Source organism: Amycolatopsis sp. NBC_00355 (assembly GCF_036104975.1).
Classification (GTDB): domain Bacteria; phylum Actinomycetota; class Actinomycetes; order Mycobacteriales; family Pseudonocardiaceae; genus Amycolatopsis.
The window spans coordinates 7,038,445-7,060,002 of the sequence record NZ_CP107982.1 but is presented as its reverse complement, the minus strand read 5'-3'; the positions used below and the strand labels follow the sequence as shown (position 1 = coordinate 7,060,002).

Below are 21,558 nucleotides of genomic sequence, written 5' to 3'. Positions count from 1 at the left end.
GGTGCCTCCCCGGGGTGGACTGCGGGTCAGCTCAGAGTCTTGCGCAGCTGCCGGAAGCCGCTGACGGCAGGCGCGGCTTCGGCGTACCCGGCGTGCTCGAAGAGCTTCGCCGAGGCGGTGTTGTCCTGGTGGACGGCGGCCAGCACGACCCGGACGTCGAGCCGCTCGCGCAGCGCCCGCTCCCCCTCGGCGAGCACCGCCCCGGACAGCCCGCGGCCGCGGCTCGCCGGGGCGAGCGTGATGCTGACCTCCCAGCTGTCGGCACGCCGGTCGAACCGGACGGTGCCGACCGGGGCGTCGTCGTGCTCCACGACGAGCAGCAGCCGCTCCCCGTCCGCCAGCACACCGCGCAGCCACGCGGTGTGCTCGGCCAGGGGGACCTCCGCCGTCGACCGGGACGACCGCCGCGTGCGCGGGTCGTTGCGCCAGCTCAGCAGCAGCTCGGCGTCCGCCTCGGTGGCCTCCCGCGCGCGCAAGTTACGGCGCGACCGGCTGCTGCTGCTGCTCGACCTGGTCCTCGACGCGGTCCTCGAGGCGGCGCAGCCGGTCTTCGTAGCGGGAGATGCCGGCCAGCCGGGCGCGGATCTGCGCGTGCTGGCGCTGGATCTCCTCGATCAGCGTGCGGGCCTCGGCGAGCTGCGGGGTATCGGTGTTCGGGACCAGGGAAATCGACTCGCGCAGCGTCTCCAGCCGGCCTTCCTGGGCGGCGACGTGCGGGATCAGCCGGTCCAGCTCGGCGCGGGCCCAGCCCAGATCGCCGCGGGCCTGGTCGAGGTTGTGCTCGGCGTTGTCGAGCCGGCGCCGGTGGTCGGCGGTCGCGTGCTCGAGGTTGTTGACGCGGTCGGCGAGCCCGCGGGTGCGCTCGTCCACGCGGAAGTCGACGACGCGGACGATCCGGTCGATCAGGCCTCTGCCGAGTTTCTGCACTGCCATGGGTGTTCCTTACGTACGTGGGGTGGGGACGCGCGTCAGCGCAGGAGGGTGGTGTCGCCGGTCTTGGTCCAGGAGTCCAGCAGCCGCCCTTCGGCGGCGATCTGGTGCTCCGGGCCCACGATGCAGGAGTCGCCCGCGGCGTGCTCCCACGACGTCTGCTCCGGGTTGTCGATGAACGAGAACCCGGTGAGCACGAGCTGCGCGCCCGGGAACGACGTCCGCGCGATCCAGGCCGCCAGGGTGCCGGTGGTCGACCACGTCGGCTCGTCGCGCGTGGGCAGGCCCAGGGCGTCCGAAAGGGGCAGCACGACCTCGCGGTTCGGCACCTGGACCGCGCCCAGGTCTTCGGGCCACCAGCCCGGCAGGTCCTCGGGCTCCCAGTGCATCCGGCCGGGCTCGACCAGCAGGTAGAGCCGCTTGCGGTAGTCCTGGAAGACGTACGGCGTCGCGCGGATCGCGCGGTTGAACACCACCACGTGCGTCCGGGAGCCCACGACCTCTTCACCGGGCTTGTCGACGACGAAGCCGTTGACCCGGATGACCAGGTCGCAAGCGTCGATCGCCTTGGCCCGCTGGGGGTCGGGAGGGAGCGGCTGGTTGCCGACGACGGCCACCGAACGCGGGTCGGGCCGGTCGGCGTAGGCCGCGAGCAGGGTGACCATCAAGCTCGCCGCGCCGAGAGCAGCAGTCATAAGCCGAGAAAGTACCAGCACGCAGCAGCCGGGCAGGCGCATAGCGGCCAGAACGTCTACCACAGCGACGGGGTGGCCAGGACGCCGCTCATCCCATCGGTACCCTCGTCCACGTGCATGCCACCAGCACGGTTCAGGCCGCAGACTCACCCGTAGCGACGTCGGCACCGCCGAGGTCGGACAGTAAGACGTTCTCGCGCGCCTTCGCCGACATCCAGGCCGGTTTCTCCGCCCGCGAGCTGTGGGGTCACCTCGGCTGGCAGGACATCAAGCAGCGCTACCGCCGCTCGGTGATCGGGCCCTTCTGGATCACGATCAGCCAGGCGGTCATCGCGCTCGGGCTCGGGCTGCTGTACTCGCAGCTGTTCCACTCGCCCATCGAGGTGTTCCTGCCCTACCTGAGCACCGGCTTCATCCTCTGGGGCTTCATCAGCGGCTGCCTGGCCGAGGGCATGGAGACGTTCATCGCCAACGAGGGGATGATCAAGCAGCTCCCGGCGCCGCTGAGCGTCTACATGCTGCGCACGGTGTGGCGGCAGACGCTGCTGCTCGCGCACAACATGATCGTCTACGTCGTGATCCTCGTGATCTTCTTCGGCGCGCTGGACAACCCGTATTCGCTGGGCTCCCCGGACGGCCTCTGCCACGCGGACCTGTACTGCCACCCGGGCCTGAGCTGGAACATCCTGCTCGCGATCCCCGGTTTCCTCCTGCTGGCGCTGAACGCGGGCTGGGTGACCCTGCTGCTGGGCATCATCTCCACCCGCTTCCGCGACATCCCGCAGGTCATCAACTCGCTGATCCAGCTGCTGTTCTACGGCACGCCGATCGTGTGGCCGGTCGACCAGCTGCTCGGCGGCGGGGCTCGCGCGAGCATCTCGTGGGTGCTGCCGATCATCCAGCTGAACCCGCTGTACCACTTCATGCAGGTGGTCCGCGCGCCGCTGCTCGGCCAGTCGTTCACGGCGGGCAACTGGATCGTGGTCGGCTCCATCACCATCGTCGGCTGGGCGCTCGCGCTCGTCGCGATGCGCAATTACCGTGCCCGCGTCTCCTACTGGGTGTGACACATGGTCTCCATTGACGTTCAGAACGCTTTCGTCGACTTCCCGATCTTCGACGCGAAGACCCGGTCGATGAAGAAACGCGTCCTCGGCAAGGTCGGCGGCAAGATCGGCACCGACACCAAGGTGCCGATCATCGAGGCCCTCCACGACGTGACCCTCAACCTCCGCGAGGGCGACCGGGTCGGGCTGGTCGGCCACAACGGCGCCGGCAAGTCCACGCTGCTGCGGCTGCTCGCCGGGATCTACGAGCCCACCCGCGGCTCGTCGCGGATCACCGGCAAGATCGCGCCGGTCTTCGACCTCGGCATCGGCATGGACCCGGAGATCTCCGGCGAGGAGAACATCATCATCCGCGGCCTCTTCCTCGGGATGACGGCCAAGGAGATGGAGAAGCGGGTCGACGACATCGCCGAGTTCACCGAGCTCGGCGACTACCTGCAGATGCCGCTGCGGACGTACTCCACGGGTATGCGCGTGCGGCTCGCGCTCGGCGTCGTCACCTCGATCGACCCGGAGATCCTGATCCTCGACGAGGGCATCGGCGCGGTCGACGCGGCGTTCCTCAACAAGGCGCGCGACCGCCTCAAGGACCTGGTGAAGCGCTCGGGCATCCTGGTGTTCGCCAGCCACTCGGACGAGTTCCTCTTCGAGCTGTGCGACTCGGCCCTCTGGATGGACGAGGGGCACCTCAAGCAGCAGGGTTCGCTGCGGGACGTCCTCACCGGGTACAAGGGCCGAGACCCGTTCATGGACATGAGCCAGGAAACGCTGCAGCGCCTGGGCATCGAGCCGGTGGCGACGACGAACGGCGGGGAATGATGGCCAGCGAGACCCAGCAGCTGCCCGAAGGCGCGGTCGTCGGCGTCGTCGTCACGCGGCACCGGCGCGAGCTGCTCGCGGACTCGCTGAAGGTCATCGCGGCCCAGACCCGCCCGGTCGACCACCTGGTCGTCGTCGACAACGGGCCGGACAACTCGGCCCGCGAGGTCGTCGAGAACTACCCGCTGCCCCACACGTACCTGCCGTCGCACCGGAACCTCGGTGGCGCCGGCGGGTTCGCGCTGGGCATGCTGCACGCGCTCTCGCTGGGCGCGGAGTGGGTCTGGCTGGCCGACGACGACGGCCGCCCGGCCGACGAGAACGTACTGGCGATCCTGCTGGAGGAAGCGGAAAAGCGCGGCCTGGCCGAGATTTCCCCGGTGGTGTCGAACATCGACGCCCCGGAGAAGCTCGCGTTCCCGCTGCGCCGCGGCCTGACGTGGAAGCGGTCGCAGTCCGAGCTGGGCGTCGACTTCCTCCCGGGCATCGCGTCCCTGATGAACGGCGCCCTGTTCCGGGCGTCCACTTTGGACGTCGTCGGCGTGCCGGACCTCCGCCTGTTCTTCCGCGGCGACGAGGTCGAGCTGCACCGGCGGCTCGCGCGCTCGGGCCTGCCGTTCGGCACGTCCCTGAAGACGAAGTACCTGCACCCGGACGGCTCGGACGAGTTCAAGCCGATGCTGGGCGGCAAGTTCCACGCGCAGGACCCGGAGAACGAGGTCAAGCGGTATTACACGTACCGCAACCGCGGCTACCTGTTGTCCCAGCCGGGAATGCGCAAGATCGGCGCGCTGGAGGTGCTCCGCTTCGGCCTGTACTTCGTGGGCGTGAAGCGCGACCCGAAGGCGTTCCTGGCGTGGCTGAAGCTGGTCCGCCAGGGCCGGGCGGAGAAGTTCTACCGCTACTGAAACTGCCCTTCCAGCGGCACCGGAACGGCTTCGACCCGGACGTCGGTGAGTTCGGCGGCGGGCACGGTCTGCCGCCACACCCGGTAGTCCACTTCGGCCAGACCGAGGTCGCGCGCGGTCAGGAAGTCCTCGTCGACGAGGATCAGGTCGGCGGCGTCCCGGGTCCGGCCGAGGACCTCGAAGGTGCCGCCGCGCCAGCGGCACAGCGTCCGGACGAACGTGAGCTCGTCCAGCTCGACCTGGTCGACGGCCTTCATCCGGAAGCCGTAGGTCTCCCCGAAGTCGGCCGGCGCCGGAGCGCCCGGCAACGGGTGCAGCACGACCCGGGCCGGTCCGGCGAACTCGGCGTCGAAGTCGCCCCCGCGGTAGCGGGCGGTGTACCCGCGCCGCACCAGCGGCGGCAACGACACCGGCGGCGGGAAGAACGTGGCTTCGCCGAAGGCATCCTTCTGTTCCGGGATCCAGCCGACCTTCCGGCTGTGGTACTGCCCGAGCCGGGTCTCACCTTCCGCCGTGCGTACGACCAGTTCCGCGCCGACGGGGAGTTCGATGAGCCGCAGCACGTACTCCGGCAACGGGTGGTCGACGCCGGGGAAGTACCCGGTCCCGAGGAACGGCGGCGGATACACCCGCGCCACCCCCAGCTCGGCCGCGATCTCCCGGTCCGAAGCACCGTAGGACGTGCGGAACGGAAAGGTGTGGCCGGCCTGGAACTTGAGCAGGTACAGCTCGTCGAGCGGCCCCCAGCCGGGGATCTTCGCGAGCCCGTAGTTCCGGACCATGGCGGCGGTGTCGAGCTCGGCGACGTCCTCGGCGCGCCCGGCGAAGCCCTGGACGCGGTGGGGTTCGAAGCGTCCGGGGACGATGACGTTCCCCAGGTAGAGCCCGACGAGCCCGGGCTTGACCGGCAGCTGGACGACGGTGCCGCCCGCGAGACCGGCGGGAGCGTCAGGACTCACGGGATTCACGCTCTTCCTGCTCTTTCCGCCACGGTCCGAGGAGGTCCGTACGGACCTCGTGGATGTCGGCTACCTTGTCTTTCGGCGTGACCGCGATGAACGTGTACATGTCCTGCCGTTGGAACTGCACGTCCGGGTGAGCTTCCGGCTCGGCCCAGACTCGTGCCGCCCACTGACCGTCGCCGGCCATGTAGAACAGCGAGTAGCAACCGTCGCGCTCGTCCACCACCTCGAACTCGTGCTCGAGGAAGGTGCCCCAGATGCGGACCGAGTACCACTCGTCGAGGTCCGCGATCGGCACCTCGGCCACCTGGGCATCACCTTCGTAGAGCGCCAGCCGGCCGGGCGGCCGACCGGAGGCCTCATACGTCCTGCCCTGGTGCACGGCATAACTGTCAGGCACCGGATCCTCCTCGACCGCGAACGTCGAACCAACCGCGCTTCTCCAGATAGACACCGGCCAGGGATTCCGTCCCGTCCGCGTGCACCAGCCACATCTCACCACGCCCCGCGTAGCCGCGTGGGGTGTGCATCCACTCCGGCACACCGCCGCCGGTGTAGCCGGTTCCGAGGAACGGCGGCTTCAGCTCACGAGGTCCCTGCTGTCCGGACAGCGATTGCATCTCGTGGGCCGTCACCGGATCCGTGCCGCCGTAGCTGATCTCCATGGCCTTGCTTTCGTCCAACGCGGGGAAGCGCAGCTGGTAAGCCTCACCGGCGCCCGCCTTGATCGGGGTCCACCCGGCCCCTTTGTCGTCGAGTGCGAGCCTGTCCCGGAATTCCTGAGGAGTCCCGTACTGCGCACTGTCGCTGCCGCGGGCGATCGACCCGGCCACTGAGGTGGGGTAATTGGTCTCGGTCGCCCCGGAGTGGAGGTCGACATATGTGGTCTGGTTGGCGAGCGTGGCCTCGCCGATCTCCGGCTTCACGACCTTCGTCATGAGCTCGCCCGGATTGGCCTTCAGCTCGTTGCGCACCGCGACGATCTCCGCACGCTGGGCCGGGGTCAGGTCCGCCGTCGGCTGCAGCGTCATCGCCAGGTGCCGGTCCGGGTCGTAGCCCAACCTGCTTGCGGTGGCGCGGATCTGGTCGTCCGTGGACGTCGGGCGGGTCTGCATCGAGTCGCGGGTGTACTGGCCGCGCAGCTCGTCGTCGGTGGCGTGGTGGCCCCGGTTGTTGTGCATGCCGCCGGGGTCGTCCGGTGGGCGGGGCGGGTTCGCACCGGGCGGTGGGGTTCCGCCGCCGCCCGAACCGCTCGCCGCGGTCTTCTCCGTGGGCGCGTCGACGTGCTTGCCCGCCGCGGTCATCGTGTCGGCGGCGTTCGCCTCGGTGGTCTGGTAGTGCTCGCGGACCGCCTTGGTGCGGGTGCCGGCGTCCTCGACCGCCTTGCCCGCGCGGGTGACGTGCTCCTTGGCCGCCGAGACGGTGGTGTTGAGCGTGCCGGTCATGGTGGAGCCGACCAGGCCCATGGACTGGGCACCGAAGTTCGCGCCGGAGACGGTCCGGCCGACCGCGTGCACCTTGTCCTTGGTCCGGCCGAGGTGGCCTTCCATGGTGCCCAGGGACTCCGTGTGCAGGGCGTACCCGCCGCCGTGGCCGCCACCACCCGTCGTCGGACGCGGCTCGGTGGGGTGCGGGCTCGACGTCTCGTGGTGCGCCGGCGAGACGTCCGGAGTGTGGTGAGGCGTGCTCGTGTGGTGCGGGGTGCTGGTGTGGTGGGTCGCCATCACGCCTCCGCCGGCTGCTGGGTCTCGTACGGCTTGGCGGCCTGGTACGCGCCCATCGCGAGCCCGCCGACCGTGGAGAACCGGTCCAGGCCCTTGGTGAGCTTCTCCATGGCTTCGAGGAGCTTGGCCAGTCGGCCGCCTTGGCGCGCGAAGCCCTCGAGGAGCTTGCTGATCTTGCCGGCGATCTTCGACGCGGTCGCCGCGGCGCGGGCCGACGCGACCCCGCAGAACGCGGCGATCGAGCCGCCGAAGGTGCACACCGCCGAGGCGGCCGCGATCAGCGCGTCCCGGATCAGCTCGGCGATCACCGACGAGATCAGCCCGAAGACGATGCCGCGCAACGTCGTGACGAGCATGCCGGAGATACCGGCCACCGCGGCCGTCCCGTCGAGCGTCTTGCCGAGCGACTCCAGCTCCTCGGCCATCTTCGTGAGGCTGTCGCGGTAGGCGTCGGCGGCCTGGCCGGTCCATTCGGCGACGCTGCGCAGGTCGTCCCGGTGTTCCTGGGCGAGCGTGTGCATCTCGGCCGCGGCGGACTTGAGCTGGTCGACGTTCGCGTTGATCTCGTCGGGGTTGCCGAGCAGGGCGTCCAACGGCTCGCGCAGGAAGCTGATGTGCTCCAGCAGCCACCCGACGCCGGCGTTGAGGACGGCGCCGAGCGGGTCGATGGCGGCACCGACGGTGTCGACGACCGCGCCGGCCGCGCTGATGGAGACGTCGAGGACGCGTTGGCCCTCGGACTCCGAGTCGGCGGTCACGGAGTCGACGAGCCCGGCGTAGGTGTCGAAGACGCCGGCCCCGGAAGTGGCGGTGGTCATGTCCGAAATCCCCTCAGTCGCGGCGCATGATCGCGGAGCCGCCGAAGTCGTCATCGTCGCGCGGCGGGCGCGTCGGACGGCGTGGCGGCGGTGGCGTTTCCGGCTCTTCGTGCTGCCAGAGCCGTCGTTCGCGGATCGGCTCGGGAGCCGGTGGCTCCTCGGGTTCCTCCGGCGGGACGTAGCCGGTGACCATGTGCATGGCCTCGGAGTCCCCGCCCAGCGGCGCGAACGCGGCCGCGACGTTGACCGCGGCGTCGCGCTGCGCCTTGCGGGCGAGCTTGAGGATCTCCTCGGCGAGCTTGGCCCCGGACTTGCCGGCGACCGCGGAGTCGGTGAGCCGCAGGTCGGTCAGCGAACCGTTGGGCGCGACCCCGACGTGGATCGCCCCGTCGGGCGAGGCGACGGTCGTGCCGGCGGCCTCGAGCCCGACGCGGAACTCTTCGGCCTTCTCGCGGACGTCGGCGATCTTCGTCTCGAAGTTCGCCAGCCATTCCTCAGGTGTCATCCCGGCCTCCCCGCAGTCCGACGCGCGGGGAAGGTTACTGGTTCCGTGACCAGCGTGGACGCGAAACGCCCCGCACCAGGATCCGGTGCGGGGCGTTTCGCCGAGCTGTTATTCGCCGATGACCGGCGGGGCCGTGCGCATGTCGGTGCCGAAGACCTCGTCGGGGTCGCCCTCGACCAGGTACGTCGGACGCGAGTGCTCCGTGTCCTCGTCGCCCTCGCCCTTCTGGCCACGCCCCATGCCGCCGCCCGAGCCCATCCCGCCGCGGCCGGCCGCACCGCCCGAGCCGAGCCCGCCCATGCCGCGTCCGGCGGCCGCTTCCGCCGCGCCGATGCCACCCGGCCGGGCCGCGCCCGAGGCGGCGCCCGCGCCGGTCGCGCTGCCGGAGCCCGAGCCACCGGGGCCGAAGCCGGAACCGCCCCGGCCGCTGCCTCCCGCTCCGCCGCCGAGCTTGGAGTTGTAGGCCTCGTCGCCGCCGAAGCCGCCACCCATGCCGCCGCCCATCGGCATCGGGCTCATCGGCATGCCGCCCATGGAGGTGTTCGGGTTCCCCGCCGACCCGGTCGGCACGGCCCCCGGCTGGAAGCCCGACGGCGTGGTGGTCCCGGCCGGCAGGATCCCGGCGCCCGTGGTCGAGCCGGGCCCGGAGATGTGCGGCGTGACGTTGGGGCCGGGAACGTTGCCGCCGGTGAAGTTACTGCCGGTCGAGTTGTTTCCGGTGGAGTTGCTGCCGCCCGGCATGTTCACCGAGCTGGAGCCGGGCACGTTGACGCCCGAAGGGTTGTTGATGCCGTTCTTGTCGCCACTCCCGTTGGGGTCACCAGTGCCGCCCCCGGTGCTGAAGCTGGGCGGCGGCGCGAAGGCGGGCTGCTTCGACGCGGCCTCGTAGAGGTTCTTGTCGTAGGTCGACATCACGCTGGCGGCCTGGTCGTGCGCCGCCTGGCTGTCCTTCTGCTTCTGCAACGACTTGTCGACGTTGTCCGGCAGGCTGAACGGGTTGGACGTCGCCCAGTTCTTCATCTCGTCGGTCCAGCTGAACGGGATGGGGGCGGGCATCGAGTTCTTGGCCGTGGAGGCGGCCTGGCCCTGGTCGTAGATGGTCTCCGAGGCGAGCTTCGCGTTCTGCGAGTTGGCGTCGGACCACTTGCCGAGGCTGGTGAAGTAGGACTGCGCGTTCTCGGCGGCAGGCCCTTCCCAAGTGCCTTTGGAGGCATTGACGGCGGTGTTCATCGACGTGGCGAACTTGTCGAAAACCTGGTGGACCTGGTGGTAGGCGGTCGAGACGTCGGAGACCTGCTCGACGTTCAGGTTGCTCTGCAGGTACGCCTGGAGCTGAGTGTGGTCGCTGCCCTTGTAGTCCGCGTTCGGCGCGTTCAGGCCGGCGACGTAGTCGACGTCACGGCCTTTGGTGGCCTCCGCGACGTTCTTGTCGCCCATCTCCTGGGACTGGTTCTTGGCCTGCTGCTGGGCGATCCACTGCTGGAGCGGCCCGAAGAGCCAGTTGCCGGGGTCGACGCCTTCGTCGGCCTTCTGCTGGAGGTAGGCATCCCGGTCGGCGGGCGCCATGTCCTGGACCTGCTGCGGCGTCTTGTCCGGCGTCTTGGGCGCCGGAGGCTGCTGTCGCGTGCTCATCTGGGTCCCCTATCCCTTCGGCAACCGCGGCTCGACGATCTTCGTGGCCACGTCCTCGGCGAGCTGGCAGGCTCTCTCGACCGTGTTGACCGACGTGACGTTCACGTCCACTCGCGCCTTGTCCCCGACGCCGAGGGCGACCGTGCAGCCGAGCGGCGCGGTGCTGGACGCCTCTTTGGCCTTGCGGCCGTTCACCTGGAGGTCCTTGATGCCACCACCGGTGTCGACGACCGCGTCGAGCGGGACGTCGTCGCGGATGGCGGCGGTGATGGTCATGCCTTCTTCGCTCGCCGTGGTGGTCTTGTTCTCATAACCGCAGGTCCGCGCTCCGCCGAGCTTTTTCTCCTCGGCATCGCCGAACGTGCTGTACGGGCTGACGTCGGCAGCCGTCAGCAAGGTGCACGGTTCAAGAGCGGTAGTCGTGGCGCTGCCGGGGTCCGCGGTGCTCGAACTGTCGGAGGTCGGCGCGGCCGACTCCGAATTCGCCGGCGTAGCCGTGCCGTTCTGGGCGCTGGTGCAGCCGGCCAGCAGGAAGACGCCCGCGACGACGGGCAACGCAGCGCGTGCGAGGAGTTTCATCATTCCCTACGGCTTGGACTTCAGGCTGTCGAGAGCGGTGTTCTCAGCCTCGGTGTACTGACCCGCGGCCCGGGCCAGCGCCTCGTCGGCCTGCTTGGCCACCTCGCGGAGCTGGGACAGCGCGACGCCGGCAGAGCCTTCCGCGTCCGCCGCACCCTTCTGGTCATGACTCGCGACGGTGTGGCCGTACGGGTGGTTCCCCAGTTGCGGCGTCTGGTTCAGGACCACGACGTCCTTGTCCAAGTGGCGCAGGTCGGTGACCAGCTCGTTCAGCGCGTCCCGGATCGGCTTCACACCTTCGGGGGTGATCTTGAAACCGCCGCCCTTGGCGGCGTCCACCAGCTTCTGGGTCTCCGCGGTGACGCCCTTGATCGCCTCGCTCATGCTGCCCGAGGAGAGCGGGTTGACTATGTCCGCGAACGAGCCGCCTCCGCCGCCGTCGGCAATCAACATCGCTGTTCCACCCCGTATCGCTTCGCCCGTGCGTGTGCACCCGGGAGTCTACTAGCCGGGCACCCTGCGCAACTGCCGTTCACCGATCTTCACTTCGGACGCAGGGCCGCCGCCCGAGGTTCCCGCAGGGTCAGAACTGGCCTTCGAGCTGGGCGTACAGCTGCTGGGCGAGGCGGGCGTTGTCGGCCGGGGCGTAGGTGATCCAGCGCTGGCCGTCGTCGGACCTGCGGGACGACATCAGCCAGCGGCCGTGGTCGGTGTCGAACCAGGCCAGCGGGGGGAACGTGCCGCCTCGGGTCTGGGCCGTGAACTGGCCGATGCGCTTCTTGGGCTCCTGGAAGACGCGCTCGATCATCCGGACCTGCGGACCGCCGCTGCCGCTCTGCGAGCGCGGGCCGGTGACGCCGGCGAAGGGGTCGTACGCGTCGTCGCGGCGCTGCTGGCGGGGCTGCTCGGCCGGGCGGGAGATGGTGACCGACTGGCCGGGGGCGGCCGGGGTCAGCGGCAGCAGGTCGACGATCGCCGGGACGATGCCGGTCGGGCGGACCTCCTCGAAGACGATGAGGTTCTCGTCCTGCTTCGCGAGCACGGCGAACTGGCCGTCGGAGGCGACGCGGGCGAAGAGCTGCTTGCCGCCCAGCTCGGCGACCGCGCTGATGGTCAGGCTGCCGCGGACGAAGGTGGCCAGCGCCAGCTCGACGTCCGCGTCGAGGCGCCCGCGCTGCCACAGCCCGCGCCCGGTGAGGTCGCGGACGACGGCGTCGCGGATCATCCCCCGCTGCTCGACGGTCGTGCCGACGTGCGGAACCTCGAACGGCGTCGGCGCGCGGCCGAGGCCGAGCCGCTCGATCAGGATGTCCACCGCCGCCAGCGACAGCGAGAACGTGTGTGGCATCGCTTGCATCTCCCCCGCGGGTTTCAGTTCTCCGGAAACGGTAGTCCACCGCGGGCGAGGGCCGCAGCCGGACGCCGAAGCCGCTGCGCCCTCAGCGAACTCGCTTGCCGCGCGAAGATCGCCGCTGGTCCGATGGGTGCATGGCTGACCAGAAACCCGCACTCGTGCTGCACCTCGCCACCGGCGGCGAACCGCTGCTGTTCGCGCTGACCACCGAAGAATCCGGGAAGCTGGCGGGCAAGCTCGCCCAGCTGGTGAAGTCCGCCGCGGTGGACACCGTGACGACCAGGAACGAGGCGGAAGTGACGATCAACTTCGCCCACGTCGCCGCCGCCTACATCGACGACCTCAACCGCAAGACCAACGTCTTCGGCATGCACACCTGACGCACGAAGGCCGCCTCACGACGGATCGTGAGACGGCCTCCGGGACGCCTGGGTCAGAGCTTGTAGAGGCGCTTCCAGTTCTCGCGCGAGGTCAGCTCGGGCATGGCGCGCTTGTACTGCTCCTGCACCGCCGCACCTTCCTTGCGCAGCCGCTGGACGACCTTCGCGCCGCGCTTGGCCAGGTCGAACATCTTGACCTTGTCGTAGGACCGGACGCGGACGCCTTCCTGGTTGGCGTCGGTGACGACCGCCGTGTCGAACAGGGCGATGTGCCACCAGTTCGCCTCGTCGATCGGCACGGCGCCGAGCCCGAAGCGGCTGCGGCCGAGCACCCGGTCGAGCACGCGCTTGATCAACACCAGGCGCTGCATGCTGGGCCGCGGCGCGCTGTTGATGATGCCGATGTCGTTGGACGCGATCCCGGGGACGTCGGTGGCCTTGTGGCGCTTGGTCTCCGGGTACTGGTCGCGGATCCGGCGGATCTCCTTCATCGCCTCGACACCACCGTCACGCAGGACCTCAGGGCCTTCGAGGAAGTCCTCCACGGCCTTGATCAGCGTCGCCGACAGCCCGTACTGCATCCCCAGCAGGTACCGCACCAGCTGGGCCAGCAGCACCCGCGAAAGCAGGTTGAGGTTGAACGGCGAGTGCAGCGCGGCGGTGATGATGGAGTTGCGCAGGTTGAAGTAGCGGTGCCACTCGTCCCAGTCCTTCATGTGGAAGTCCGCGTGCCACACCCCCGCACCCGGCAGCGTCACCGTCGGGAAACCGTGCGCGCGGGCCCGGTAGGAGTACTCCGCGTCGTCCCACTGGAAGAAGAACGGCATCGGATACCCGGTGGCCTGCACCACCTCGTACGGGATCAGGCACGACCACCAGCCGTTGTACCCGGCGTCCAGGCGGCGTTCCTGCCGGTTCGGCTTCAACGTCTCCTCGTCCACCCCGAGCAGGTCCGCGGTGGTCAGGGAGTGCTCGACCGGCTGACCGGGCTCGAGGGTGTTCAACCGGGCGTATTCGGCGCCGACGTGGAGCTGGTTGGGGTGGAACAGGTTCAGCATCTGCCCGCCGACGATGATCGGGTTGGCGGCGCGGTTGGAGAACGCCGTCATCCGGATCACCAGGTCCGGCTCCAGCAGCACGTCGTCGTCCATGAACAGGACGTTGGCGTGGGCGGTGGCGGTGTGCCCGGCGACCTCGTAGAGCCCGCGGGTGAACCCGCCGGCGCCACCGAGGTTCGGCTGCTTGATGTAGTGCAGCTTCTCCCCGAGGTCCTTGACGACCTGGTCGAACCCGTCACGGGACTCGACCAGGTCGGTGCCCTGGTCGGCGACGTAGATCGCGTCCAGCGTGTCCAGCGACGACACGTCCGCGGCCAGCGCCTGGAGGTTTTTGAGGCAGTCGTCGGCGCGGTTCATGGTGCAGATGGTGACCGCGGTCGGGCGGATCGTCTCCGGGGCTTCGACGGTCCAGCGGACCTGCTCCACGCGCAGGGTCTGGCCGCCTTCGGTTTCCAGGTCGAGCCAGAGCGCGCCGCCGTCGTAGAACTTGTCGAGCTTGCCGGTGAGGGCGATTTTGTGCTGGGTGACGTCGGTGACCTGCTCGGCCTCGATGACCCGCGGTTCACCTTCGACGTCGGAGGCGCCCATGGACAGCAGCCCGGTTCCGGTGACGACGGCTTCGACCGACACCTCGGTCACGGTGGTCCAGCGCTGCCAGTAGGAGGCCGGGAACCGCCCGAAGTACGTGTTGCCCGACACCTTGGAGGCGGGCTCAAGACTGATCGCCGCACGCTCCCGCACGGCCGAGCCCCACTCGAGCTCGGCGTAGAGGTCCTTGCTGACGATCGGCGCCGGGCCGGCGTAGAGCCCGCGCTGCGCCGTCAGGCGACCCTGCGGAGTGTGCTCGGTGAACCGCGTCTCGGCGGCCGCGCCGGCAGTGGTGGTCGGCGCCGGGGTAGCTGTTTTACCGGGCATGAAGTTCCTCAGTTCTCCTCAGTCGACGGCTCGCGGAAGACGACCCACTTGAGCATCACGAAATTGATCACGGTGGCGGTGGCCTGCGACACGGCCCAGCACAGCGTGTGCTGCCACGCGGACTCCGGCAGCACCTGCAGCATCAGCTGGTTCACCCCGACCGCGACGAAGAACGTCACGGTGTAGAGCATCACGAACGAGCCGACCTGCGCCTTGCCGTCGCGGCGCCCGCCGGAGAAGGTGAACTTCCGGTTCAGGAAGAACGCCGTGGTCGTGCCCACGATGAAACTGATAGCGCGGGCGACGTCGACCCACGGTGAAGCGGCCATCCCGGCCACCTGGGTCAGCAGCGTGTACGTGCCCAGGTCGACCAGGGCGCAGAAGCCACCGATCAGGGCGAAGCGAATGAGCTGCCCGAGCAGTCCGATCGAGGACGGCTGCGCAGCCGGTATCTCAGCTTGCGGATCGGTCGCCACCACTGCTTTACCTCGTTGCCTGAGTCATGGTCACCCGCGCGGGCGCTTGTGCCTTGATGCGCAAAGTGTAGAAGCGAGCACTTCAGGGTCACGTTCCGGGCGTCGTTCGGCGTGGCTACCCTGGTCGGGTGACCCAAGCACCCGAGACACAGCGTCGCACGCTCACGGGCTGGGCGCGGACGGCACCGACCACCGCCGACGTGCTGAGCACCGCAGACGTCGAAGTCATCGCGCGGGCCGTTACCCAAGCCGGCGAGCGCGGTGTCATCGCGCGCGGCCTCGGCCGCTCCTACGGCGACCCGGCGCAGAACGCGGGCGGCCTCGTCATCGACATGACGGCCCTGAACCGGATCCACTCGATCGACCCGGACAGCGCGCTCGTCGACCTCGACGCCGGCGTGAGCCTGGACCAGCTGATGCGCGAGGCGCTGCCGTACGGCCTGTGGGTCCCGGTGCTGCCCGGCACGCGCCAGGTGACGATCGGCGGCGCGATCGCCAACGACATCCACGGCAAGAACCACCACAGCGCGGGCAGCTTCGGCAACCACGTCGTGTCGATGGACCTGATCACCGCGGACGGCAAGGTCCGCACGCTGACGCCGGAGGGCCCGGACGCCGAGCTGTTCTGGGCGACCGTGGCGGGCATCGGCCTGACCGGGATCATCGTCCGGGCCACGATCCGGATGACCAAGACGGAGACGGCGTACTTCCTCGCCGACAACGAGCGCACGAACAACCTCGACGAGACGCTGGAGCTGGTCAGCAACGGCTCCGACGACAAGTACACGTACTCCTCGGCGTGGTTCGACACGATCTCCACCGGCTCGAAGCTGGGCCGCGCCGCCTTCGGCCGCGGCTCGCTCGCCAAGCTCGACGAACTGCCGCCGAAGCTGCGGGCGAACCCGCTGAAGTTCGACGCTCCGCAGCTCGCGACGCTGCCGGACGTCTTCCCGAACGGCCTGGCGAACAAGCTGACCTTCGGCACGATCGGCGAGCTGTACTACCGGAAGACGCCGAAGGAAGCCCACGGCGTCATCCAGAACCTGACCGCCTTCTACCACCCGCTGGACATGTTCGGCGAGTGGAACCGGGCCTACGGCTCCAAGGGTTTCCTGCAGTACCAGTTCTCGACGCCGCTGGGCGCGGCCGAGCCGCTGCGAAAGATCGTCAAGAAGATCGCCGAGTCGGGGCACGTCTCCTTCCTCAACGTGTTCAAGCGGATGGGTGAGGGCAACGCGGCACCGCTGTCGTTCCCGCACCCCGGCTGGATGGTCTGCGTCGACTTCCCGATCAAGGACGGGCTCAGCCGGTTCTGCCAGGAGCTCGACGACGACGTCCTCGAGCTCGGCGGGCGGCTGTACACCGCGAAGGACTCGCGCACCTCGCCCGAGACGTTCGCGAAGATGTACCCGCGGCTCGAAGAGTGGCGCAAGGTTCGCGCCGCCGTGGACCCCGAAGGCGTTTTCGCCTCTGACATGAGCCGGAGGCTCGCACTGTGATCGACGCCGTTGGCAACCCCCAGTCCCTGCTGCTGCTCGGCGGCACGTCCGACATCGCGCTGGCGATCGCCGAGAAGTACCTCGCCGAGAAGCCGCTGCGGGTCGTGCTCGCGGCCCGCCCGTCGCCGCGGCTGGACGCGGCCGCGCAGCGCCTGAAGGACAAGGGCGCCGAGGTGGCGACCGTCGACTTCGACGCGAAGGACCTCGCGTCCCACCCGGGCGTGCTGGACAAGGCGTTCGAGGGCGGCGACATCGACGTCGCGGTCGTGGCGTTCGGCCTGCTCGGCGACGCCGAGGAGCTCTGGCAGGACCACGCGAAGGCCGTCGAGCTGGCGACTGTGAACTACTCGGCCGCGGTGTCGGTCGGTGTCGCGCTGTCGGAGAAGCTCAAGGTCCAGGGCCACGGCACGGTGATCGCGCTGTCGTCGGTGGCCGGTGAGCGCGTCCGGCGCTCCAACTTCGTCTACGGCTCGACCAAGGCCGGTTTCGACGGCTTCTACCTGGGCCTCGGCGAGGCGCTCGCGCCGCACGGTGTGAAGGTGACCGTCGTCCGCCCCGGGCACGTCAAGACGAAGATGACCGAGGGCATGAAGGACGCCCCGCTGGCGCAGACCGCCGAGCAGGTTGCCGACATCGCCGTGTCGGCCGCTCGCGCCGGCAAGGACCTGGTCTGGGCGCCGGCGCCGTTCCGGCTGGTGATGTCGGCGCTGCGGCACGTCCCGCGGCCGATCTTCCGCAAGCTCCCCATCTGAGATCTCTCCTGGGGCCTCCACCCGCGGGTGGAGCCGGAGTTCCATCCGCGCCCGACCCGCGGGTCGATGTGTCGTGGCGGCAGTCGAAACAGACTGTCGTCATGACGCACACTTCGAGTGACCGCGGCGGGCTGACGATGCTCCTGCGCGACGTCGCTCTCCCGATGGCCCTGTTCTACGTCCTGCGCTCCTTCGACGTCGATGCGCTGTGGGCGCTGCTGGTCAGCGCGCTGCCGCCGGCGATCCGCTCCGGGTACGTCCTGGTGCGGCACCGCCGGATCGACCCGCTCAGCGCGTTCGTGCTGGCCATGCTCGTGGTCAACGGCGCGGTGGCGCTGATCTCCGGCGACCCGCGGCTGCTGCTGGTCCGCAGTGCCTGGGTCGGGCTGCTGCTGGGCGGGCTGATGCTGGCGAGCCTGGTCGTCGGCCGGCAGCCGTTCCTGTTCCGGGTGATCTGCACGCTCCAGCCGGCCCGTGCCGCCGAACTCGAAGCCGGGTGGGCCGCCGACGAGGGCTTCCGGCGGCAGTGGCGCGCGGTGACCCTCTGGTGGGGTGTGGGCGGCGTGCTGCTCGGCTGCGCCGTCGTGCTGATGGCGTTCACGCTGCCGGTCGACGTCGTGCCGTTCCTCGACACCGCGCTGACCGTCGGCTGCCTGCTGCTCGGCGTGAAGCTCACCCGGCAGCGGTTGACCGCCGGCATCAACCGGACGGTGGATGCGTAGGAGCCAGGTCGACGATGGCCCGGGCCCGGCCCGGCCGCGAAGCTCGGGTCATGGGGAAATCGCTCGTCGCGCTGCTCTGCGACATCGCCGCGCCGGTCGGCGGGTACTACCTGCTGCGGGCCTTCGACGTCGCGCCGATCTGGGCGCTGACGTTCAGCGGCCTGCCGCCGGCACTGCGGATGCTCTACCTGGCGCTGCGGCACCGGCGGGTCGACGGCATGGGCCTGTTCGTGCTGTTCATCGTCGGGATCGGGCTGGTGACGTCGCTGCTCACCGGCGACGCGCGGCTGCAGCTGATTCGGAGCGCGTGGTTCAGCATCCTGATCGGCGTCTGGATGCTCGCGAGCCTGTGGGTGGGCCGCCGTCCGACGACGTACCAGGCCACGCTGGCGCTGGTTCCCCACCGCGCCGACACGCTGGAGGCGCGCTGGGCGGACACGCCGTCGTTCCGGCGGGTCTGGCGGGTGCTGACGGTGGTCTGGGGTGTCGGCGGGCTCCTGCACAGCGCGCTGAGCGTGATGATGGCGTACACGTTCCCGGTGGACAGCGTGCCCGGGCTCGATACGGTGCTGTCGATCGCGAGTTTTGTGGTGCTCCAGGTGGTCACCCAGGTGCTGCTCGCGCGGGAGGGCACGATGAACCGGATGTGGGCGCGCCGATGATCGAGATCCCGCCGCCCGGCGAGTACCGGCTGGACGCGGCGCGGTGCCGGGTCGGCGTCTCCGGCACGCACCTGTTCGGCATGTCGACCGTGGCCGGCGAGTTCCCGCTGCGCGGCGGCACGGTGCTCGTCAGCGACCCGGTGACGGCGTCGCTGGTGACGGCGGAGATCGACGCGACGGGCCTTTCGACCGGTGACCGGCTGCGCGACACCGAACTGCAGTCCCGCCGGTTCCTGCACGGCCGTGAGCACCCGCTGATCACCTTCACCGAGGGCCACCCGCGTCAGGACGGCTCGCGGTGGCTGCTGGACGGCGTCGTGACGGTCCGCGGGACGGCGGGCCGCGTCCGGTGCGCGATCGACGCGGTCACGCTGACTCCCGACGGCTTCACGGCCCGCGCGGCGACGGTGGTGGACCGCTTCGCGTTCGGTCTCACGTACGGCAAGCGGATGGGCGGGCGCGAGTTCACCCTCACGCTGGACGTCACCGCGCTGCGGACTTAGCTCCCGGCCGCGTGGGCGGGCATCAGGTAGAGGTTCTGCGCGCCCATCCACGGCGAGTCGATGCGCCAGCTCGCCAGGGCCGTCGACGGCGGCGTGTGGCGCGTGGTCGCCAGGACCAGCTCCGGGCTCATCGGGGCGACGCTGTGGTCGAAGTTGTGGAAGTTGGCCTCGAGCAGCGCGCGGCCGAGGTCGCCGCTGCGGCGTTTCGTCTCGGCGATCGCCGGATCGACGGCGCCGCGGTCGGAGAACTCGTCCACCAGCTCGCAGTCGCACGCGTACGCGAGCGCGCCGACCTCGCCCGCCGTCTCGACCGTGCGGCCGTGGGCGATCGCCGCCAGTTCCTGGCCGATCTCGCGGTACTCCGTCGTCGACGCGTGGTTGCTGGTGATCGGCGCGAACCGGCGCGGGACACCCGGCAGCACGTACACCGCGACGCTCGCGGCGAGCACCGCGCCGGCGCCGGTCCACGCGGCCTGCTTCGCCCGGTGCGGCGCCGCCGTGACGCAGGCGCCGAGGAAGATCGTCGCGCCGATGATGCTCGGCGCGTAGTACCAGTGGTACGGCGGCACGCCGAGCCGGCTGTAGGCGACGTAGTGCAGCGCGCCCGCGACGGCGAGCAGCGCGAACGGCGTCAAGCGGCGGGCCGTCGCCGAGCCGCGGCGGAACTGGACGAGCCAGAGCAGGCCGGCCAGGCCGCCGACCAGCAGCGGCAGGAACGACAGCGTGGCCGCGGCCGGGAAGTTGCGCCAGTAGAGCAACGGGCCGTTGGTGAAGCTGAACGGGCCCCACGACTGCTGGCTGATCTTGATGACCAGCGTGTCCGGCACGGCCGAGCCGAGTACCAGCCAGCTGAAGCCGAACCACGGGACCGTCACGGCGAGCGCGCCGAAGACCGTCCGCCAGATGCCGTCCCAGAACTCGCGGCGGGCCAGGAACACCACCGCCGCGATCAGCAGCAGGTCGATCCGGACGAGCGCGAGCAGCCCGATCACCAGCCCCAGCCGGCCGGGGTGGCGCTCCCCCGCGTAGACGAGCGCCCAGACGACGCCGGTGGCGCCGAGGGCGACCTCCAGGCCGACCGACGACAGCAGCAGCGGGTTGACCAGCAGCAAGCCGAACGTCAACGGCGCGAACGCCGGCGGCAGCTCGGCGCGCTCGGCCAGCCGGCGCAGCCCGAGCACCAGCCCGACCTGCGCGGCGACGAACACGATCCCGGCGGCCAGCACGGCGTCGCGGACGACGAACGTGACCGCGGCGAGAGCCAGGACGTTCAGCGGCGACGTCGCGGTGTTGGCCGTGCCCTGCTCGATCAGGCCCCAGTGCGCGTGGAACGCGAGGTTCTTGGCGTAGGACAGCGTGATGTACGTGTCATCGATCAGATGGTGGCTGACCAGGGCGAACACCACGGCGGAGGCCACCGCGACCCCCGCCGGGAGGACCCAAGGACGGGTGACGGAGCGGGCCACCGGCAGCGCACCGGTGGCCTCGTCGAGTTCTGCGGAGGCGCTTCGCATCACGAACACCGTACCCTGCTCGTGATACTTCCGTGATCTGCCCGGTATCAAGTGGCGCAGCCGGACCCTTCGCTCGCCCGAGTGCCGTCAAGGCCACCGCACGGGCGTCTGACGTCCGTACGGCGGCCTTGACGGCAGGTCAGGGGTCAGATGCCGGGGCCGGAACCGTCGTCGGTGCCGTTGGTGTTGCCGCCGTTGGGGGTGCCGGAGTTGCCGCCGCCGCGGTTTCCGAAGCCGCCGCGGCCGTCCATGCCCGGGCCGGCGCCCGGACCGGAGTACTGGCGGTGGATGCCCGGACGGCCGTCGCGGGGGCCGTGGCTCGTGGCCGCGGCGATCCCGCCGACGATGCCGCCGCCGACCAGGAGCCCGAGCACGCCGACGGCCACCAGCTGGGTGGCCCGGTGCCCGACGAACCGCCGGAACCCGCCGGGCTGTCGCGGCGCGGCCGCCGCGGGAGCGCCCCAGGCGCCGTAACCCGGGCCGGGAGCGCCGTAGGTCTGCCCGGGGCCGGGCTGGGAGAGCTGCGGGGTGGGCGGGGCCGCCTGGCCGTGCGCGGCGGTCTGGTCGGCCGCCGGAGCGACGGCGGGCTGCCCCGGCGCGGCGGGGTCGCCCTGGGCCGGCGCGGCCGCAGCCGCTCCGGCGGCCGAGGGCAATGCCATGGTCGGTTGCCCGGACGACGGCTGTCCGGCGGCAGGCTGCCCGGCCGCCGGTTGCGCGGCTGTTGGCTGCACGGCGGTGGGCTGCTCGGCGGCAGACTGCCCGGCCGCCGGTTGCGCGGCTGACGGCTGCACGGCGGTGGGCTGCTCGGCGGCCGGTTGTCCGGCCGCGGGCGTAGTGGACGGCTGTCCGGCCGACGGCGGTGCCGTGGCCGGGTGCTCAGCCGCGCCGGCCTGGGCCGTGGGCTGTTCGGCGGTCGGTTGCTCCGCGCCCGCGTTCGGCGGGACCTGGTGGGGGTCGCGCGGCTGGTCGGTCATGGTCGCTCCTGTGGTCTACGGGGACGAGCGTGCTGCCCGCCCCCACCACCTCAGGGTGACCCCGTCAGCTGTGCTGAACCTGAAGCCAACCTGTCGATCCGCCATGAGAA

At 70.4% G+C, this 21,558-nt stretch carries 25 protein-coding genes; 9 read left to right on the top strand and 16 right to left on the bottom strand.

Going from position 1 to position 21,558, the window contains the following annotated elements:
* Positions 1-26: 26 nt before the first annotated feature.
* The 3 genes from OHS18_RS32155 to OHS18_RS32145 are packed head-to-tail and all read right to left on the bottom strand — an operon-like array spanning position 27 to position 1,595.
* The gene (locus OHS18_RS32155) at positions 27-476 is read right to left on the bottom strand and encodes a GNAT family N-acetyltransferase (protein ID WP_328613405.1); all 450 of its coding nucleotides are present in this window, start codon (positions 474-476) and stop codon (positions 27-29) included.
* Between the two features lies 1 nt (position 477).
* The gene (locus OHS18_RS32150; protein WP_328446291.1) at positions 478-933 is read right to left on the bottom strand and encodes a hypothetical protein; all 456 of its coding nucleotides are present in this window, start codon (positions 931-933) and stop codon (positions 478-480) included.
* 35 nt (positions 934-968) lie between these two features.
* Positions 969-1,595, bottom strand: a complete 627-nt coding sequence (locus OHS18_RS32145) for a glycosyltransferase family 29 protein (protein WP_328618613.1) — start codon at positions 1,593-1,595, stop codon at positions 969-971.
* A gap of 143 nt (positions 1,596-1,738) precedes the next feature.
* On the opposite strand from OHS18_RS32145, the gene wzm reads away from it, so the two are divergent.
* From wzm to glfT1, 3 genes are read left to right on the top strand one after another with little or no spacing between them, the layout of a single operon-like run.
* Complete coding sequence (gene wzm / locus OHS18_RS32140; RefSeq protein ID WP_328446293.1) at positions 1,739-2,692, top strand: galactan export ABC transporter permease subunit Wzm/RfbD; 954 nt, start codon at positions 1,739-1,741, stop codon at positions 2,690-2,692.
* Positions 2,693-2,695: 3 nt separating this feature from the next.
* Positions 2,696-3,511, top strand: a complete 816-nt coding sequence (gene wzt / locus OHS18_RS32135) for a galactan export ABC transporter ATP-binding subunit Wzt/RfbE (protein WP_247059962.1) — start codon at positions 2,696-2,698, stop codon at positions 3,509-3,511.
* Positions 3,511-4,419, top strand: a complete 909-nt coding sequence (gene glfT1 / locus OHS18_RS32130) for a galactofuranosyltransferase GlfT1 (RefSeq protein ID WP_328613404.1) — start codon at positions 3,511-3,513, stop codon at positions 4,417-4,419. Before wzt ends, glfT1 begins: the two co-directional genes overlap by 1 nt.
* On the opposite strand, the gene OHS18_RS32125 is transcribed toward glfT1, so the two are convergent.
* The 9 genes from OHS18_RS32125 to OHS18_RS32085 all read right to left on the bottom strand — a co-directional run bounded on the left by OHS18_RS32125 (position 4,413) and on the right by OHS18_RS32085 (position 11,987).
* Entirely contained in the window at positions 4,413-5,378 is a 966-nt protein-coding gene (locus tag OHS18_RS32125) for a hypothetical protein (RefSeq protein WP_328613403.1), read from the bottom strand. The two genes, glfT1 and OHS18_RS32125, sit on opposite strands and share 7 nt — an antisense overlap.
* Positions 5,368-5,781 carry a hypothetical protein gene (locus OHS18_RS32120; RefSeq protein ID WP_328446299.1) on the bottom strand — a complete coding sequence of 138 codons (414 nt, stop codon included), beginning with the start codon at positions 5,779-5,781 and terminating at the stop codon, positions 5,368-5,370. The genes OHS18_RS32125 and OHS18_RS32120 overlap by 11 nt, the downstream gene beginning before the upstream one ends.
* The gene (locus OHS18_RS32115; protein WP_328613402.1) at positions 5,774-7,105 is read right to left on the bottom strand and encodes a hypothetical protein; all 1,332 of its coding nucleotides are present in this window, start codon (positions 7,103-7,105) and stop codon (positions 5,774-5,776) included. Before OHS18_RS32115 ends, OHS18_RS32120 begins: the two co-directional genes overlap by 8 nt.
* On the bottom strand, positions 7,105-7,923 hold the full coding sequence (locus OHS18_RS32110; protein WP_328446302.1) for a WXG100 family type VII secretion target: 819 nt from the start codon (positions 7,921-7,923) through the stop codon (positions 7,105-7,107). Before OHS18_RS32110 ends, OHS18_RS32115 begins: the two co-directional genes overlap by 1 nt.
* Positions 7,924-7,936: 13 nt before the next feature.
* Entirely contained in the window at positions 7,937-8,428 is a 492-nt protein-coding gene (locus tag OHS18_RS32105) for a YbaB/EbfC family nucleoid-associated protein (RefSeq protein ID WP_328613401.1), read from the bottom strand.
* A 108-nt stretch (positions 8,429-8,536) separates the two neighbouring features.
* The gene (locus tag OHS18_RS32100; protein ID WP_328613400.1) at positions 8,537-10,060 is read right to left on the bottom strand and encodes a hypothetical protein; all 1,524 of its coding nucleotides are present in this window, start codon (positions 10,058-10,060) and stop codon (positions 8,537-8,539) included.
* Between the two features lie 9 nt (positions 10,061-10,069).
* On the bottom strand, positions 10,070-10,639 hold the full coding sequence (locus OHS18_RS32095) for a DUF3558 domain-containing protein (protein ID WP_328613399.1): 570 nt from the start codon (positions 10,637-10,639) through the stop codon (positions 10,070-10,072).
* 6 nt (positions 10,640-10,645) lie between these two features.
* The gene (locus OHS18_RS32090; protein ID WP_328613398.1) at positions 10,646-11,092 is read right to left on the bottom strand and encodes a hypothetical protein; all 447 of its coding nucleotides are present in this window, start codon (positions 11,090-11,092) and stop codon (positions 10,646-10,648) included.
* Between the two features lie 130 nt (positions 11,093-11,222).
* A complete protein-coding gene (locus tag OHS18_RS32085; protein WP_328446312.1) occupies positions 11,223-11,987 on the bottom strand; it encodes an ESX secretion-associated protein EspG in 765 nt (254 codons plus the stop codon).
* A gap of 140 nt (positions 11,988-12,127) precedes the next feature.
* Between OHS18_RS32085 and OHS18_RS32080 the strand changes: the two genes are divergently transcribed.
* Positions 12,128-12,373 carry a hypothetical protein gene (locus tag OHS18_RS32080; protein ID WP_328446314.1) on the top strand — a complete coding sequence of 82 codons (246 nt, stop codon included), beginning with the start codon at positions 12,128-12,130 and terminating at the stop codon, positions 12,371-12,373.
* Positions 12,374-12,426: 53 nt separating this feature from the next.
* On the opposite strand, the gene OHS18_RS32075 is transcribed toward OHS18_RS32080, so the two are convergent.
* Positions 12,427-14,346, bottom strand: coding sequence for a glycosyltransferase (locus tag OHS18_RS32075; RefSeq protein WP_328446316.1), 1,920 nt, complete (start codon positions 14,344-14,346; stop codon positions 12,427-12,429).
* A gap of 8 nt (positions 14,347-14,354) precedes the next feature.
* Positions 14,355-14,825 carry a GtrA family protein gene (locus OHS18_RS32070; RefSeq protein ID WP_328446318.1) on the bottom strand — a complete coding sequence of 157 codons (471 nt, stop codon included), beginning with the start codon at positions 14,823-14,825 and terminating at the stop codon, positions 14,355-14,357.
* 125 nt (positions 14,826-14,950) lie between these two features.
* Here OHS18_RS32070 and OHS18_RS32065 point away from each other — a divergent pair, with 125 nt between their 5' ends.
* The 5 genes from OHS18_RS32065 (at position 14,951) to OHS18_RS32045 (ending at position 18,960) form a co-directional block, all read left to right on the top strand.
* Positions 14,951-16,321 (top strand): FAD-binding oxidoreductase, encoded by a 1,371-nt coding sequence (locus OHS18_RS32065; RefSeq protein ID WP_328613397.1) that lies wholly within the window; start codon positions 14,951-14,953, stop codon positions 16,319-16,321.
* Positions 16,318-17,073, top strand: a complete 756-nt coding sequence (locus tag OHS18_RS32060; protein ID WP_328613396.1) for a decaprenylphospho-beta-D-erythro-pentofuranosid-2-ulose 2-reductase — start codon at positions 16,318-16,320, stop codon at positions 17,071-17,073. The genes OHS18_RS32065 and OHS18_RS32060 overlap by 4 nt, the downstream gene beginning before the upstream one ends.
* Positions 17,074-17,174: 101 nt before the next feature.
* On the top strand, positions 17,175-17,795 hold the full coding sequence (locus OHS18_RS32055; RefSeq protein WP_328613395.1) for a VC0807 family protein: 621 nt from the start codon (positions 17,175-17,177) through the stop codon (positions 17,793-17,795).
* 50 nt (positions 17,796-17,845) lie between these two features.
* Positions 17,846-18,457 (top strand): VC0807 family protein, encoded by a 612-nt coding sequence (locus OHS18_RS32050; RefSeq protein ID WP_328613394.1) that lies wholly within the window; start codon positions 17,846-17,848, stop codon positions 18,455-18,457.
* A complete protein-coding gene (locus OHS18_RS32045; protein ID WP_328613393.1) occupies positions 18,454-18,960 on the top strand; it encodes a YceI family protein in 507 nt (168 codons plus the stop codon). Before OHS18_RS32050 ends, OHS18_RS32045 begins: the two co-directional genes overlap by 4 nt.
* Here OHS18_RS32045 and OHS18_RS32040 read toward each other — a convergent pair.
* A complete protein-coding gene (locus OHS18_RS32040) occupies positions 18,957-20,474 on the bottom strand; it encodes a hypothetical protein (RefSeq protein WP_328613392.1) in 1,518 nt (505 codons plus the stop codon). The genes OHS18_RS32045 and OHS18_RS32040 overlap by 4 nt on opposite strands.
* 146 nt (positions 20,475-20,620) lie before the next feature.
* The gene (locus OHS18_RS32035; protein ID WP_328613391.1) at positions 20,621-21,448 is read right to left on the bottom strand and encodes a hypothetical protein; all 828 of its coding nucleotides are present in this window, start codon (positions 21,446-21,448) and stop codon (positions 20,621-20,623) included.
* Between the last annotated feature and the right edge of the window lie 110 nt (positions 21,449-21,558).

What these genes read in the sequence shown, in the direction of transcription:
- OHS18_RS32105 (WP_328613401.1), bottom strand. Translation starts at nt 8,428, where the DNA reads ATGACACCTGAGGAATGGCTGGCGAACTTCGAGACGAAGATCGCCGAC.
- OHS18_RS32040 (WP_328613392.1), bottom strand. Translation starts at nt 20,474, where the DNA reads ATGCGAAGCGCCTCCGCAGAACTCGACGAGGCCACCGGTGCGCTGCCG.
- OHS18_RS32035 (WP_328613391.1), bottom strand. Translation starts at nt 21,448, where the DNA reads ATGACCGACCAGCCGCGCGACCCCCACCAGGTCCCGCCGAACGCGGGC.
- OHS18_RS32110 (WP_328446302.1), bottom strand. Translation starts at nt 7,923, where the DNA reads ATGACCACCGCCACTTCCGGGGCCGGCGTCTTCGACACCTACGCCGGG.
- OHS18_RS32075 (WP_328446316.1), bottom strand. Translation starts at nt 14,346, where the DNA reads ATGCCCGGTAAAACAGCTACCCCGGCGCCGACCACCACTGCCGGCGCG.
- OHS18_RS32115 (WP_328613402.1), bottom strand. Translation starts at nt 7,105, where the DNA reads ATGGCGACCCACCACACCAGCACCCCGCACCACACGAGCACGCCTCAC.
- OHS18_RS32050 (WP_328613394.1), top strand. Translation starts at nt 17,846, where the DNA reads ATGGGGAAATCGCTCGTCGCGCTGCTCTGCGACATCGCCGCGCCGGTC.
- OHS18_RS32145 (WP_328618613.1), bottom strand. Translation starts at nt 1,595, where the DNA reads ATGGTCACCCTGCTCGCGGCCTACGCCGACCGGCCCGACCCGCGTTCG.
- OHS18_RS32085 (WP_328446312.1), bottom strand. Translation starts at nt 11,987, where the DNA reads ATGCCACACACGTTCTCGCTGTCGCTGGCGGCGGTGGACATCCTGATC.
- OHS18_RS32095 (WP_328613399.1), bottom strand. Translation starts at nt 10,639, where the DNA reads ATGAAACTCCTCGCACGCGCTGCGTTGCCCGTCGTCGCGGGCGTCTTC.
- OHS18_RS32100 (WP_328613400.1), bottom strand. Translation starts at nt 10,060, where the DNA reads ATGAGCACGCGACAGCAGCCTCCGGCGCCCAAGACGCCGGACAAGACG.
- wzt (WP_247059962.1), top strand. Translation starts at nt 2,696, where the DNA reads ATGGTCTCCATTGACGTTCAGAACGCTTTCGTCGACTTCCCGATCTTC.
- glfT1 (WP_328613404.1), top strand. Translation starts at nt 3,511, where the DNA reads ATGGCCAGCGAGACCCAGCAGCTGCCCGAAGGCGCGGTCGTCGGCGTC.
- OHS18_RS32080 (WP_328446314.1), top strand. Translation starts at nt 12,128, where the DNA reads ATGGCTGACCAGAAACCCGCACTCGTGCTGCACCTCGCCACCGGCGGC.
- OHS18_RS32150 (WP_328446291.1), bottom strand. Translation starts at nt 933, where the DNA reads ATGGCAGTGCAGAAACTCGGCAGAGGCCTGATCGACCGGATCGTCCGC.
- OHS18_RS32090 (WP_328613398.1), bottom strand. Translation starts at nt 11,092, where the DNA reads ATGTTGATTGCCGACGGCGGCGGAGGCGGCTCGTTCGCGGACATAGTC.
- OHS18_RS32055 (WP_328613395.1), top strand. Translation starts at nt 17,175, where the DNA reads ATGACGCACACTTCGAGTGACCGCGGCGGGCTGACGATGCTCCTGCGC.
- OHS18_RS32045 (WP_328613393.1), top strand. Translation starts at nt 18,454, where the DNA reads ATGATCGAGATCCCGCCGCCCGGCGAGTACCGGCTGGACGCGGCGCGG.